This is a genomic window from Streptomyces sp. NPDC126497, assembly GCF_040302425.1.
GTDB lineage: Bacteria > Actinomycetota > Actinomycetes > Streptomycetales > Streptomycetaceae > Streptomyces.
Window position 1 is genome coordinate 15,774 of the sequence record NZ_JBEORT010000084.1, and the last position, 14,079, is coordinate 29,852.

The following is a 14,079-nucleotide window of genomic DNA, read 5'->3' on the forward strand; positions in this document are numbered from 1 at the left end:
TGAACGCGTGCGCCCCGCGCCGCTTCCCCTCGCCCGTGCGACGGGACGGGGGGTGACGACCCCACGGATGCGTCGGCACATGCGGAAGGGCTCCTGGGGACCGGTGGTCCCCAGGAGCCCTTCGGCGTGTGTCAGTCCTCGTACGCGTCCAGCGGCGGGCAGGAGCAGACCAGGTTGCGGTCGCCGTAGGCCTGGTCGATGCGGCGCACCGGCGGCCAGTACTTGTCGGCGGCGTTCACCCCGGCCGGGAAGACGGCCTCCGTGCGGCCGTACGCGTGGTCCCACTCCCCGCCGAGCACGGCGGCGGTGTGCGGGGCGTTGCGGAGCGGGTTGTCGTCCGCGGGCCACTCGCCGGAGCCGACCTTCTCGATCTCCGCACGGATCGCGATCATCGCCTCGCAGAACCGGTCGAGCTCGGTCAGGTCCTCGGACTCGGTGGGCTCGATCATGAGCGTGCCGGCCACCGGGAAGGACATCGTCGGCGCGTGGAAGCCGTAGTCGATCAGCCGCTTGGCCACGTCGTCGACGCTGACGCCGGTCGCCTTGGTCAGCGGGCGCAGGTCGATGATGCACTCGTGCGCGACCAGGCCTCCGGGACCGGTGTAGAGCACCGGGTAGTGCGGCTCGAGGCGCTTGGCGATGTAGTTGGCGCTGAGCACGGCCACCTGCGTGGCCCGCTTCAGGCCCTCGCCGCCCATGAGCCGGACGTACGCCCACGAGATCGGCAGGATGCCCGCCGAACCCCACGGCGCCGCCGAGATGGGCCCCACGCCCGTCTCCGGGCCGGCCTCCGGCTGGAGCGGGTGGTTCGGCAGGTACGGCGCCAGGTGCGCCCGTACGCCGACCGGGCCGACACCGGGACCGCCGCCGCCGTGCGGGATGCAGAAGGTCTTGTGCAGGTTCAGGTGCGAGACGTCGCCGCCGAAGTGGCCCGGCTTGGCCAGACCCACCAGCGCGTTGAGGTTGGCGCCGTCCACGTACACCTGGCCGCCGGCCTCGTGCACCTCGGCGCAGATGTCGGCGACGTGCTCCTCGAACACGCCGTGCGTCGAGGGGTAGGTGATCATCAGCACGGACAGCTCGTCACGGTACTGCTCGATCTTGGCGCGCAGGTCGGCCACGTCGATCTCGCCGTCGTCGGACGTCTTGACGACGACGACCTTCATCCCGGCCATCACGGCGCTGGCGGCGTTGGTGCCGTGCGCGGAGGACGGGATCAGGCAGACGGTGCGCTGCTCGTCGCCGTTGGCCCGGTGGTAGCCGCGCACGGCGAGCAGACCGGCCAGCTCGCCCTGGGAGCCGGCGTTGGGCTGGAGGGAGACCTTGTCGTAGCCGGTGACCTCGGCGAGGCGTTCCTCCAGCTCCCGGATGAGCGTGAGGTAGCCCTGCGCCTGCTCGGCGGGCACGAAGGGGTGCAGCTGCCCGAACTCGGGCCAGGTGACCGGCTCCATCTCGGTGGTCGCGTTGAGCTTCATGGTGCAGGAGCCCAGCGGGATCATGCCGCGGTCCAGCGCGTAGTCACGGTCGGAGAGCCGGCGCAGGTAGCGCAGCATCGCGGTCTCGGAGCGGTGCTGCTGGAAGACGGGGTGGGTGAGGTACTCGTCGTCGCGCAGCAGGGCGTCCGGCAGGGCGTCCCGCGCCGCCGCGTCCAGGGTCTCGACGTCGCCCTCGACGCCGAAGGCGCTCCACACGGCGGCCAGCTGTGACCGGGTGGTGGTCTCGTCGCAGGCGATCGAGACGTGGTCGGCGTCGACGAGTCGCAGGTTGACGCCGTTGTCGCGGGCGGCGGCGACGGCCTCGGCGGCCCGCCCGGGAACACGCACGGTCAGCGTGTCGAAGTAGGAGCCGTGCACGATCTCGGCCCCGCCGGACCGCAGTCCCTCGGCGAGGACGGTGGCGTAGCGGTGGGCGCGCCGGGCGATCAGGCGCAGCCCCTCCGGGCCGTGGTAGACGGCGTACATCCCCGCCATGACGGCGAGCAGCACCTGGGCGGTGCAGATGTTGCTGGTGGCCTTCTCCCGGCGGATGTGCTGCTCACGGGTCTGCAGGGCCAGACGGTAGGCCTTGTGCCCGTCGGCGTCGACGGAGACGCCGACGAGCCGCCCGGGCAGGCTGCGCGCCATCTTCTCCTGCACGGCCATGTAGCCGGCGTGCGGCCCGCCGAAGCCCATCGGCACGCCGAAGCGCTGCGTGGTGCCGACCGCGATGTCCGCGCCCAGCTCACCGGGCGACTTCAGCAGGGTGAGGGCGAGCAGGTCGGCGGCGACGGTGACGAGCGCGCCGAGCGCGTGCGCCTGGTCGATGACCGGCTTGATGTCGCGGACGGCACCGGAGGCGCCCGGGTACTGGATCAGTACGCCGTTGATCTCGCGCTCGGCGAGGTCCGCGGGGATGCCGTCGCTCAGGTCGGCGACGACGACCTCGACGCCGGTGGGCTCGGCGCGGGTCTCGATCACGGCGATCGTCTGCGGCAGGGCGTCCGCGTCGACCAGGAACAGGCCCTTCTTGTTCCTGCCCATGCGCCGCGACAGCGCCATCGCCTCGGCGGCGGCGGTGCCCTCGTCGAGCAGCGAGGCACCGGAGGTCGGCAGTCCGGTGAGCTCGGCGACCACGGTCTGGAAGTTCAGCAGCGCCTCGAGCCGCCCCTGGGAGATCTCCGGCTGGTACGGGGTGTAGGCCGTGTACCAGGCGGGGTTCTCCATCACGTTGCGCAGGATCACGGGCGGGGTGAAGGTGCCGTAGTACCCGAGCCCGATCATGGAGCCGAGCACCTCGTTGCGGTCGGCCAGCGCGCGCAGCTCGGCCAGCACCTCGGCCTCGCTCCGGGCACCCGGCAGGTCCAGCGCGTCGGCGTTCTTGATCACGTCCGGCACCGCGGCGGCCGTCAGCTCGTCCAGCGAGCCGTAACCGACCTGGGCGAGCATCTTGGCCCGGGCCTCGTGGTCGGGTCCGATGTGGCGCTGTTCGAAGGGGATTCCCTGTTCGAGCTCGGAGAGCGGAGTGCGAGGGGCGGTCATTGAGGAGGCCTCCTGGTCCGACGACCTTCGAGGGGCACCACGGCGCGGGTGCCCGGACGGCCTCCCCCTCTGTCATCTCAACCTGAGAGCTTCACCGGATCGCCCGGAGGCGTCCGGCTTTCACCGTCGGTGAGAGCGGAAGCCGTCGACACCCGCCCTGCTTTCCAGAGTGACCTCGTCCGTGCGGTACGTGTGCCTGAGAGATTCCGGGGAGGATTTGCTCCTTCGGCGCCTCCGATGGTGCCTGGAGGACTCTCCCGCGCGGGGTCAGCAGCCGTTTGCCAGCGTACCAGCGAGCACCACACCGGGATGTTCGAGTGGCCGCCCGGTCGATTGTGCCGTTCTGTAGTGCTTACGGATGAGTTTGCGACCTATGGAGGGCCCGTGCAGACCGACATCGATCCGCGCCATCTGATCGGCCGCAAGGCGTTCGACCGCAACGGAAACCGGATCGGCACGATCGACGAGGTCTACCTCGACGACGCCACCGGCGTGCCGGAGTGGGCGGCCATACGCACCGGCCTGTTCAGCAGGGACGCCTTCGTCCCCCTGGAGCCCAGCGTCCTCGTCGACGGAGCCCTCCACGTCCCCTTCGAGCGCGCCCTCATCAAGGACGCCCCCGACTTCGGCGTGGGCCGCCACCTCTCCCCCGAACAGGAACTCCAGCTCTACCACCACTACGGTCTGGACGTCGCCGCCCCGCCTCCCCTCGCGGACCGCGACTTCGGCAAACTCGCCGGCAACGACAAGCCCGCCTGATCCGCCCCGCCCACCGGCCCGGCGCCGGCCGCCGCGCCCTCGTCCTCCCCGGGCCTCCGGGGCACCAGCGGCAGTGGCTGTGCCGGCTCCAGGGCCGGGTCCTCGACGCGGAAGGTCTTCACCCGGCCGGGCTCCGAGCCGGGTGTCTCGAAGCGCACGGTGACCCGGCCCAGTCCGCTGCCCTGCACCCAGCCGTGCCCGTAACCGGCGTGCCGTACGTCGTGCCCCGCCGGCCAGCGCCGCTCGGCGGGCGTCTCCCGCTCCGGCGCGGGCCCGGTCCCGCTCTCCTCGGGCGGGAGGTCCTCCGGCGGGCCCGCGGCCTGCGCGAACAGGTCCTCCTGCGTGAAGTCGGCCAGGCCGCTCACCCCGACGCCCAGCAACCGCACCCCGCCCGTCGTGTCGACCGAGTCCAGCAGCCGCGCGGCCGCCTCCCGCACCACCGCCGGATCGTCCGTGGGCCCCCGCAGGGTCTCGGACCGGGTGAGGGTCGAGAAGTCGTACCGGCGCACCTTCAGCACGATGGTCCGCCCCGACAGACCCGCCGCCCGTAGTCTGCGCACACACCGGTCCGCGAGCCGCCGCACCTCCGTACCGACCCGTGTCCGGTCGTGGATGTCCACGTCGTACGTGTCCTCCACCGACACCGACTTGGCCTCCCGCTCGGCCACCACGGGCCGCTCGTCCCGGGCCAGCGCCATCGCGAACAGCGCCTGTCCGTGGGCCTTGCCCAGCAGTCGCACGAGCTCGTCCTCCCCCGCGTCGGCGAGCTCGCCGACCGTGTGGATCCCCGCGCGCCGCAGGTGGTCCCCGGTCGCCGGCCCGACGCCGGGCAGGGTCCGGACCGGCAGCGGATCCAGCAACGCCCGCTCCGTACCCGGCTCGATCAGCACCAGTCCGTCGGGTTTCGCCCGCTCCGACGCGATCTTCGCCAGCATTTTGGAAGCGGCCAGCCCCACCGACCCGGTGAGCCCCGTGACCGCCCGTATGTCCGCGCGCAGCTTCGCCCCCGCCAGACGCGCCGACCGCTCGTCCCGGGCGGCGCCGCCCGCCTCCAGATCCACGAACGCCTCGTCCAGGCTCAGCGGCTCCACCAGTGGCGACAAGGAGCGCAGCAGCCCCATCACCTGCTCGCTGATCGACCGGTAGAGGGCGAACCGCGGCACCAGGTACGCGGCGTTCGGCGCGAGCCGCCGGGCCTGCGCCATGGGCATCGCCGAGTGGACGCCGAAGACCCGGGCCTCGTACGAGGCGGTGGCCACCACGCCCCGCGGCCCGAGCCCGCCCACGACGACCGCCTTCCCGCGCAGGCTCGGCTTGGACGCCTGCTCCACCGAGGCGAAGAAGGCGTCCATGTCGAGATGCAGGATCGTGGGCGCGGATCTCACCTGTCCGATGCTGCCCTACGCCACTGACAACGGTCGCTTCCGGGTGGCCTCAGACGGCCTTGTTCCGCCGCCGCGCCAGCTCGTCCATCGGATTGTGCCCGAGCAGGGTCTCCCCGGTGTCGACGCGCTCCCCGTGCAGCTGCGACAGCGCGCTCTCGACGTCCCGCCAGACCACGCCCACGGCGATGCCGAAGACACCCTGGCCGCCCTGGAGCAGGGCGTGGACCTCGTCGGGCGAGGTGCACTCGTAGACCGTTGCCCCGTCACTCATCAGCGTCATGCGCTCCAGGTCGCTGAAGCCGCGCTCACGCAGGTGCTGTACCGCGGTGCGGATGTTCTGCAGGGACACACCCGTGTCCAGGAACCGCTTGACGATCTTCAGCACGACGACGTCGCGGAAGCTGTACAGCCGCTGCGTGCCCGACCCGTGCGCCGGCCGCACGCTCGGCTCGACCAGACCCGTGCGGGCCCAGTAGTCGAGCTGCCGGTAGGTGATGCCGGCGGCGGCGCAGGCCGTGGGCCCCCGGTAGCCGATCCGCTCGGACGCCATGGACGCCGCCCCTCCGCCGCCCGGTACGGCCGTCGGTCGCTGCGGAGCGTGGTCGGCCGCGCCGCCGTGCGCGGGATGGCCTCCGCTCGGGCGGAGCCGGGAGCTCTGGGAAGGGTACGGCCCGCCCGCCCCGAAACCGCGTCCGGGGGCACCCCCAGCCGTACCGTCGCCGCTGCTTCTCACGCCGACCTCCGTCCTTGACCTGCCTCCTCGAAGGTAGGCAGTCACCAAGGGTGCGTCAACGATCGCCACACTCGGCACGCCGAGTGATAATCACCCTAAGAGTGGTTTCCCGTACCTCGCAGTGGGGAAAGGCTAGCCGAATGCCCCCGGCGCCGGTCCCGGCGGCCGACCGGGGTGGCGGCGAGCGGCCGCCCTCACTGGTTGCTGGTTCCGAAGTCCTCCGGCGAGATCTGGTCGAGGAACTCGCGGAACTTCTCCACCTCGTCCTCCTGCTCGTCCGGGATGGCGATCCCTGCGTCGTCGAGCACCGTGTCACTGCCGTAGATCGGCGTTCCCGTCCGCAGGGCCAGCGCTATGGCGTCGGATGGGCGGGCACTCACCTCGACACCGCTGGCGAACACCAGTTCCGCGTAGAAGACGCCCTCGCGCAGATCGGTGATGCGCACTTCCGTGAGCTCCTGGCCGACGGCTTCCAGCACGTCCTTGAACAGGTCGTGGGTCAGCGGCCGTGCGGGTGCCATGCCCTGCTGGGCGAAGGCGATGGCCGTCGCCTCCCCCGGTCCGATCCAAATGGGGAGGTAGCGGTCGCCGCCCACTTCACGCAACAGCACGATCGGTTGGTTGGAGGGCATCTCGACCCGGACACCTACGACATCGAGCTCGTTCACACAGCAACCCTAGGCCGTGCCCGGGATGTTTGGGTAGTCGGGCAGGAAACGGGTGGCCGATCCGGCCCCCGCTCCGCTCCGCGTCAGGGCAGCCGTACCCCGAGCGCCGCCTGCACCAGCGCCGCGTGCAGCTTCACCGTGAGCGCCGCCAGCTCCTTCGTGCGTGCCTGGGCGTGGGCCCTGGTCTGCGGGTTGCGGTGGCGCTTCAGCGGGGCCACGACCTGGTCCACCAGGCCGGCCTCGCGGTCGGCGGCGGCCTTCATCGCCCTCAGATGGCGCGGTTCGATCCCGAACCGCCCCAACTCGGTGATGAGTCCCGCGACGGTGACCGCCTCGGCGTCGTACATCCCGTCCTCGACCGGGGCGAGCAGCCCGTACGACTCCCACTCGACGAGCATCCGCTCGTCGATGCCGGCGGTCGCCAGCAGTCGCCCGCGCCCGATGCGCGCCGCCGCGGGCCCCTCCGCGGCGGCCTCCGGGCCGCCGCCCTCCCCGTCACGCGAACGGCCCAGCACCGGCAGCTGGGCGGCCTCGCCGCGCTCCATGGCCTCCAGGTGTTCACGGATCACCTTGAGCGGCAGGTAGTGGTCGCGCTGCATACGCAGCACATGACCGAGACGCTCGACGTCCCCGGCACTGAACTTGCGGTACCCCGACGGGGTCCGCTGCGGCTCGATCAGCCCCTCCGACTCCAGGAAGCGGATCTTGGAGATGGTGACCTCGGGGAACTCCTCGCGCAGCACGCCCAGCACCGCGCCGATGCTCATCAGTCCGGTGTCCGCGGCGGCGGCGCCGTTGCCGGCACCGCCGCTCGGTGTCTGAACCATGAACCTTCCCTGGGGTCCCCCGGACTGATCCGGGGAGGTCAGTAGCCCCGCTGGCTCGCGTAGAAGACCAGCCGGTACTTGCCGATCTGCACCTCGTCGCCGTTGGACAGGGCGACCTGGTCGATTCGCTCCCGGTTGACGTACGTGCCGTTCAGGCTGCCCACGTCGGCCACCGTGAAGGAGCCGTCCGGGCCGCGCCGGAACTCCACGTGCCGACGGGAGACCGTCACGTCGTCCAGGAAGATGTCGCTCTGCGGGTGACGCCCGGCCGTGGTCAGGTCGCCGTCCAGCAGGAAGCGGCTGCCCGAGTTCGGCCCGCGGCGCACGACCAGGAGGGCGGAACCCACCGGCAGCGCGTCGACGGCCGCCTGCGCCTCGGGAGAGAGCGCCGGCACCTGCGTCTGGCCGGTGGCCTCGGCGTCGTAGGCCTCCAGACCGGAGATCGAGATCGTGGACGTCGTCTCGGAAGGACGCTCCGGGGTGACCCCGGGCCTGAGCGGCGCCCCGCAGTTGGAGCAGAAGCGGCTGTTCTCCGCGTTGCGGTTGCCGCACCTCGTACACACCAGGGCCGACATGGACGGATCCTCCTGCCGCGGCTGCCCCCCAGGGGCGTGGGACGCGTACGGGTCGGAAGACCCTCCACCCGCACCCGGGGCCGACGGCTGCCCGAAACCTATGCCGCTCGACTGCGCAGGGTCAACGGACGACGCGCCCTGACCCGTGCCCACCTGGTCCCGGAACAGCGGACGCTGCCCCTCCGCCTCAGGCTGTGCACGATGGCGAGCGGTCGCGTTGTCGCTGCCCTCTCGCCGCGCGCTCTTGCCGAACAACTTCGCAAACAACTTCACGGGCGATTCCCCTTGACCGAAACAGACCCGCCCGTGGGGCAGGACGAACCCTGACTGAACACATTGGCCGACCCGGACATCCTCACAACGTCCGCCTCCGCCAGACAGTTTCCACCACGCACCACCCAATCGGTGCGCCGACCCCCCGCAACCTCATGCCCTCGTCGAACACCCCCCATGCACCCCCGGTTCACCGGGAGGACGACCGAGCGTAGTCAGGCCGCTTCACCGCCCGCAAGGCGTCCACGACGATCTTGGTCGATCGCTCCACGGTAACGGTGGCCTGTTCCTTCTCGAGAGTCTGCACCACGCCTCCGGGGATGTTGAGCGCCGGCTCGAGGTCCTGCGGCTTGCCGATGACCTTGAAACGATAGGGCGCGGTGATCTTGTTCCCGTCCACGCCGACACCGTTCCCGGAATCCGTCAGATAGGTGCTCGCCACCACCCGCACACCGTTGACCTGGATCGCCTCGGCGCCGGCGGCGCGCAGCTCCTGGACGGCGTCGAGCAGCATGTCCGCCTCGACCATCCCCCTGGAGTCCTCGACGGTCATCGTGATCCCGGGCCCCCGCGCGGCCACCGTGCCCGCCAGGACGCCGAGTTGCCTCTCCTTCTCGATCGTCTGCTTCCGGGCCTCCTCGGCCTGGTCGGAACTGTTCTCCAGCTCGTCGCGCTGCTTCTCGAGGCCCTGCTTCTCGTCCTCAAGACGCTCCGTGCGGTCGTCCAGTTCATCGAGGATGCGTACGAGATCTTCCTGACGTGCCCCGCGCAGCGCGCTGTCGCTGTCGCTGTTCGACGCCACCTGGACGGCCAGGCCGAACCCGAGGCCGAACAGCAGCAGGGCGACGATGAGTTGGGCCCGGGTCACCCGGGGCGGCCACAGCCCCTTCACCAGCCGCTGCCGGCCCGTCAGTCCGGACGGGGGCTTCGGCGCGTCCTCCTGCGGGGCCGCGGGCGTCCTCGTGGGCGCCCCGGCGGGTACCTCCGCGGGCAGTTCCCTGCGCAGACCGGGCGCGGACGGGGCGTCCGGGGCGGACCGGGGCCGGGACACCGCCGGGCGCGTCGTCTCGTCGTGCTCGTGCTCGCTCATCGGCCTCACGCCCGGAACACATGCCGGCGGATCGCCGCGGCGTTGGAGAAGATGCGGATGCCGAGGACCACCACGACCCCCGTGGACAGCTGGGCGCCCACGCCGAGCTTGTCGCCGAGGAACACGATCAGGGCGGCGACGACGACGTTCGACAGGAACGACACCACGAAGACCTTGTCGTCGAAGATGCCGTCGAGCATGGCCCGCAGTCCTCCGAACACGGCGTCGAGCGCCGCGACGACGGCGATCGGCAGATAAGGCTCGACGACCGCCGGAACCTCGGGCCGGACCAACAGTCCGGCCACGACTCCCACGACGAGGCCCAGTACGGCGATCACGATGTGCCCTTCTCGGTTATCGGCTGTGCGGTACGTACGATCACACTCGGTGCGGCGGGCAGCCGGACGTCGTCCTCGACGGAGAGGGCCGTCCGGATGCCGTAGTTCTCCTGCAGGGCGTGCAGGTACAGCCCGTCCGCGCTGTTCTGGAAGCGGTCGCCGAGCTCCCCGCCGTCCCCCACCGCGAGCACCGTGTACGGCGGCACCAGCGGCCTGTTGTCGACCAGTATCGCGTCTCCCGCGGCCCTGATCGCCGACAGGGCGGTCAGCCGCTGCCCGTTGATGGAGACGGCCTCGGCGCCGGACTCCCACAGACCGTTGACCACACGCTGCATGTCACGGTCGCGGACCCGTCCGGTGTCGGAGAAGCCGGTGGTCGACCGCGGGTCGCCGTCGCCGCCCGCGCTGGCGTCCTCGGCGTCGTTCACCACGAGCCGCACGCCGGGCCCGTGCACCGCGGTGGCGCCCGACAGGATGCCCACCACGGGGGACCGGTCGCCTCCGCCGCTGTCGCGCAGCGCCTCGTGCTGCCGCGCGCTCACGTCCGCGCGCAGCTCGTCGACGCTGTCCTCGAGCTTGTCGGCGGCCTCGGTCTCCCGGTCGATCCGGTCGATCAGCTCCTCGCGCTCCTTGGCCACGACGGGTGCCTCGACCCGGGCCTGCGCGGCGCCGACGGTCACGATCAGAGCGGCGAGCACCAGACCGCCGGCCAGCCCCAGTTTCGCTCTGAGCGTCTTCGGCATGCCGCCGCTGCCCTCGGCCTTCCGCCGTGCGGCGGCCTCGGCGTATCCGTCGTCGAGGCTGTGGTCCATGACGTTGGTGATCAACGACATGGAGGCATCCGGGCGAGCGGGCCGCACGGGTGTGCTCCGGACAGGGGGTTGCTGCGGCATGCCGCACATCGTCGCACGCCGCGACCACTACCTCCGAACGGACCTACCGGCGTGCCGGACCGGTCCCGTCAGGGACACGTGTCCGGCACGCACGCGTACCGCTCGTTCTACCTGCCCGCGCTGTCCACGACCGCCGACCACTCGTCGAGCAGGGCCTGGGCGGAGGCGTCGTCGGGGCCCTCGGCCCACAGGTGGGTGACCGCCTCGGCCGGGTCGGGCAGCACCATCACCCAGCGGCCGTCGGCCTCCACCACCCGCACGCCGTCGGTGGTGTCCACGAAGCGGTCTCCGGCCGCCTCGACGACCCGCCGCATCACCAGGCCCTTGACGGCCCACGGGGTCGCCAGGTCCCGCTTGAGCACGTGTGCCCGCGGGATGCGCGCGTCGATCTGGCTGAGCGTGAGCTGGGTGCGCGCGACCAGTCCGATGAGCCGCACGAAGGCCGCGGTGCCGTCGTAGACGCTGCTGAACTCCGGGACGATGAAGCCGCCCTTGCCGTCGCCGCCGAAGATCGTCCCTTCCTGACCGCCCACGCGCGTGAGGTCGTCCGGCGAGGTGGTCGTCCACTCGACCTGCGTACCGTGGTACGCCGCGACCTGCTCGGCGATCCTGGTGGTGGTCACCGGGAGCGCCACCCGGCCGCTGCGCCGCTCGGAGGCGATGAGGTCGAGCATCACGAGCAGCGAGCGGTCGTCCTCGATGATCCGCCCCTTCTCGTCGACCAGGGACAGCCGCTCGCCGACCGGGTCGAAGCGTACGCCGAAGGCGGCGCCGGAGGACGCCACGATCTCTCCGAGCCGGACCAGACCCGAGCGCCGCATGTCGGCCGTCTCGGTCGGCCTGGACTCGTCGAGACCGGGGTTGATGGTCAGCGAGTCGACGCCCAGCTTGCCGAGCAGGCTCGGCAGCACCAGGCCGGCGCTGCCGTTGGAGGCGTCGACGACCACCTTGAGCCCGGACTCCGCGATGCCGGTGATGTCGACGTTGCGCAGCAGCGAGCCCGTGTACGAGTCGAAGACGCTCGCCGGGAAGTGCAGGTCCCCGATCTCGCCCGGGAACGCCCGCCGGTACTCCTGTCGTGCGAAGACCCGGTCCAGCTTCCGCTGGCTGCCCTGGGAGAGGTCGGCGCCCTGCCCGTCGAAGAACATGATGTCGACGGAGTCCGGCACTCCGGGCGTGGTCCGGATCATGATGCCGCCCGCGCTGCCCCGCGCGGTCTGCTGCCGCGCCACGGGCAGCGGTACGTTCTCCAGGTCCCGTACGTCGATGGCGCTGGCCTGCAGCGCGGAGATGACCGCCCGCTTCAGCGCACGGGCGCCCCGGGAGTGGTCGCGGGCCGTGGTGACGGTCGAGCCCTTCTTCAGCGTCGTCGCGTACGCGCCGGCCAGCCGCACGGCGAGTTCCGGTGTGATCTCGACGTTCAGGATCCCGGACACGCCCCGGGCGCCGAAGAGGTGCGCCTGTCCTCTGGACTCCCAGATCACCGAGGTGTTGACGAACGCGCCGGCCTCGATGGTCTTGAACGGGTAGACCCGCACGTTCCCCTGGACGATCGATTCCTCACCGATCAGGCACTCGTCACCGATGACGGCGCCGTCCTCGATGCGTGCCGCGCGCATGATGTCGGTGTTCTTGCCGACCACACAGCCCCGCAGATTGCTGTGGGGCCCGACGTACACGTTGTCGTGGACGACGGCCTTGTGGAGGAAGGCACCGCTCTTCACGACGACGTTGGATCCCACGACCGTGTGCTCGCGGATCTCCGCTCCGGCCTCGACCTTCGCGTAGTCGCCGATGTAGAGCGGTCCGCGCAGCACGGCGTCGGGGTGCACCTCGGCTCCCTCGGCGACCCATACGCCCGGGGAGATCTCGAAGCCGTCGATGTCGACGTCGACCTTGCCCTCCAGGACGTCGGCCTGCGCCTTCACATAGCTCTCGTGCGTGCCGACGTCCTCCCAGTAGCCCTCGGCGACGTAGCCGTAGACGGGCTTGCCCTCCTTCATCAGCTGCGGGAAGACGTCACCGGACCAGTCGACGGGCACATCGGGATCGACGTAGTCGAAGACCTCGGGCTCCATGACGTAGATTCCGGTGTTCACCGTGTCGGAGAAGACCTGTCCCCAGGTCGGCTTCTCGAGGAAGCGCTCGACCTTGCCCTCCTCGTCCACGATGGTGATGCCGAATTCCAGGGGGTTGGGGACACGGGTCAGACAGACCGTGACCAGGGCGCCCTTTTCCTTGTGGAAATTGATCAGCTCGGTGAGGTCGAAGTCGGTGAGGGCATCGCCGGAGATGACGAGGAAGGCATCGTCCTTCAGCGCCTCCTCGGCGTTCTTCACGCTCCCGGCGGTACCGAGTGGCTTCTCCTCATTGGCATAGGTGAGCTCCATCCCGAGCTCCTCGCCGTCACCGAAGTAGTTCTTGACGAGCGATGCAAGGAACTGGACGGTCACAACGGTTTCGTTGAGCCCATGCTTTTTGAGCAACCGCAGAACATGCTCCATGATCGGCCTGTTGGCCACCGGCAGGAGCGGCTTGGGCATGCTTGAGGTCATGGGACGAAGGCGGGTGCCTTCACCCCCGGCCATCACGACGGCCTTCATGTCGGAAGCGTCCTCCTCGAAGAGACGACGGTCTGGCCGACTTCACTCGCCAGGATTGGCCCGCGTTTTCACACAGCGGGTCATCGCGCCACGATGCGCGTACTGATCAGCGAGTTCAATCGGCCACAGCGTCCGCACGAACCAGACGGCGGACTTGGACCATGTAAAGCACTCCTGCCCACCAATACAGGGTTGTACCCCATCCGGCGAACGCCCAGCCGAAAATAGCAGCGAGTGACGAGATCCAGCCAGTTCCGTCACTGAGCAGGAGCAGCGGGAAGGCGTACATCAGGTTGAAGGTGGCGGCCTTCCCGAGGAAGTTCACCTGCGGCGGCGGGTAGCCGTGCCGCCTGAGGATGCCCACCATGACGAGGAGAACCAGCTCACGCGCCAGCAGTACGGCGGTCAGCCAGAGCGGTAGGATCTCACGCCAGGTGAGGCCGACCAGCGTCGAGAGAATGTAGAGCCGGTCGGCAGCGGGGTCGAGCAGCCGGCCGAGGCTGCTGATCTGGTTCCACCGTCGCGCCAGCTTGCCGTCCAGGTAGTCGCTGACGCCGCTGAGCGCCAGCACCAGGAGGGCCCAGCCGTCACTCTTCGGGCCGCCGAACTCCGGCCTGAGGATCAGCCACAGGAACAGCGGTACGCCTACGAGCCGTGCCATGCTGAGCATGTTCGGGATGGTGAGGACGCGGTCTGTCTGGACCCGCGTCTCCTGGACCTCCACCCGGGATCCTCCTGTGGGAAATATGTCGACGGTGCCCCCCGACCTTACCTCAACACAAAAAAGCTCTGGCTCTCGGGCTGTACACCCAAGAGCCAGAGCTCTGAAAGATTGTTCGGCGGCGTCCTACTCTCCCACAGGGTCCCCCCTGCAGTACCATCGGCGCTGTAAGGCTTAGCTTCCGGGTTCGGAATGTA

The 14,079-nt window shown here is 70.3% G+C and carries 12 protein-coding genes, 1 rRNA gene and 1 riboswitch; of the genes, 1 reads left to right on the forward strand and 12 read right to left on the reverse strand.

Annotated elements, in window-relative coordinates:
• Positions 1 to 131 precede the first annotated feature (131 nt).
• Positions 132 to 3,017 (reverse strand): aminomethyl-transferring glycine dehydrogenase, encoded by a 2,886-nt coding sequence (gcvP, locus tag ABTY20_RS27240; protein ID WP_351999694.1) that lies wholly within the window; start codon positions 3,015 to 3,017, stop codon positions 132 to 134.
• A 174-nt stretch (positions 3,018 to 3,191) separates the two neighbouring features.
• A riboswitch (glycine riboswitch) is annotated at positions 3,192 to 3,287 on the reverse strand.
• Positions 3,288 to 3,401: 114 nt separating this feature from the next.
• Between gcvP and ABTY20_RS27245 the strand changes: the two genes are divergently transcribed.
• Positions 3,402 to 3,776, forward strand: a complete 375-nt coding sequence (locus tag ABTY20_RS27245) for a PRC-barrel domain-containing protein (protein ID WP_351999695.1) — start codon at positions 3,402 to 3,404, stop codon at positions 3,774 to 3,776.
• Here the strand turns inward: ABTY20_RS27245 and ABTY20_RS27250 are convergent.
• The 11 genes from ABTY20_RS27250 to rrf form a co-directional block, all read right to left on the reverse strand.
• Entirely contained in the window at positions 3,695 to 5,161 is a 1,467-nt protein-coding gene (locus ABTY20_RS27250; RefSeq protein WP_351999696.1) for a DNA polymerase IV, read from the reverse strand. The genes ABTY20_RS27245 and ABTY20_RS27250 overlap by 82 nt on opposite strands.
• A gap of 49 nt (positions 5,162 to 5,210) precedes the next feature.
• A complete protein-coding gene (locus ABTY20_RS27255) occupies positions 5,211 to 5,894 on the reverse strand; it encodes a MerR family transcriptional regulator (RefSeq protein WP_351999697.1) in 684 nt (227 codons plus the stop codon).
• 194 nt (positions 5,895 to 6,088) lie between these two features.
• The gene (locus tag ABTY20_RS27260; RefSeq protein WP_004934251.1) at positions 6,089 to 6,562 is read right to left on the reverse strand and encodes a bifunctional nuclease family protein; all 474 of its coding nucleotides are present in this window, start codon (positions 6,560 to 6,562) and stop codon (positions 6,089 to 6,091) included.
• An 83-nt stretch (positions 6,563 to 6,645) separates the two neighbouring features.
• Entirely contained in the window at positions 6,646 to 7,389 is a 744-nt protein-coding gene (gene ftsR, locus ABTY20_RS27265) for a transcriptional regulator FtsR (RefSeq protein ID WP_351999698.1), read from the reverse strand.
• A gap of 38 nt (positions 7,390 to 7,427) precedes the next feature.
• Positions 7,428 to 8,366: a zinc-ribbon and FHA domain-containing protein gene (locus ABTY20_RS27270; protein WP_351999699.1), complete on the reverse strand. Its 939-nt coding sequence runs from the start codon at positions 8,364 to 8,366 to the stop codon at positions 7,428 to 7,430.
• A gap of 61 nt (positions 8,367 to 8,427) precedes the next feature.
• Positions 8,428 to 9,327, reverse strand: a complete 900-nt coding sequence (locus tag ABTY20_RS27275; protein WP_351999700.1) for a DUF881 domain-containing protein — start codon at positions 9,325 to 9,327, stop codon at positions 8,428 to 8,430.
• Positions 9,328 to 9,332: 5 nt separating this feature from the next.
• Entirely contained in the window at positions 9,333 to 9,665 is a 333-nt protein-coding gene (locus tag ABTY20_RS27280) for a small basic family protein (protein WP_003988855.1), read from the reverse strand.
• Complete coding sequence (locus tag ABTY20_RS27285) at positions 9,662 to 10,498, reverse strand: DUF881 domain-containing protein (RefSeq protein WP_351999701.1); 837 nt, start codon at positions 10,496 to 10,498, stop codon at positions 9,662 to 9,664. Before ABTY20_RS27285 ends, ABTY20_RS27280 begins: the two co-directional genes overlap by 4 nt.
• A gap of 167 nt (positions 10,499 to 10,665) precedes the next feature.
• Positions 10,666 to 13,161 carry a sugar phosphate nucleotidyltransferase gene (locus ABTY20_RS27290; protein ID WP_351999702.1) on the reverse strand — a complete coding sequence of 832 codons (2,496 nt, stop codon included), beginning with the start codon at positions 13,159 to 13,161 and terminating at the stop codon, positions 10,666 to 10,668.
• Between the two features lie 115 nt (positions 13,162 to 13,276).
• Entirely contained in the window at positions 13,277 to 13,885 is a 609-nt protein-coding gene (gene clsA, locus ABTY20_RS27295) for a cardiolipin synthase ClsA (protein WP_351999703.1), read from the reverse strand.
• 110 nt (positions 13,886 to 13,995) lie between these two features.
• A 5S ribosomal RNA gene (gene rrf / locus ABTY20_RS27300) occupies positions 13,996 to 14,079 on the reverse strand; the annotation flags it as partial.

Bases quoted from the DNA above. Each gene is read 5' to 3' on its own strand.
- ABTY20_RS27275 (WP_351999700.1), bottom strand. From the start codon at position 9,327: ATGAGCGAGCACGAGCACGACGAGACGACGCGCCCGGCGGTGTCCCGG.
- ABTY20_RS27285 (WP_351999701.1), bottom strand. From the start codon at position 10,498: ATGTCGTTGATCACCAACGTCATGGACCACAGCCTCGACGACGGATAC.
- ftsR (WP_351999698.1), bottom strand. From the start codon at position 7,389: ATGGTTCAGACACCGAGCGGCGGTGCCGGCAACGGCGCCGCCGCCGCG.
- gcvP (WP_351999694.1), bottom strand. From the start codon at position 3,017: ATGACCGCCCCTCGCACTCCGCTCTCCGAGCTCGAACAGGGAATCCCC.
- ABTY20_RS27290 (WP_351999702.1), bottom strand. From the start codon at position 13,161: ATGAAGGCCGTCGTGATGGCCGGGGGTGAAGGCACCCGCCTTCGTCCC.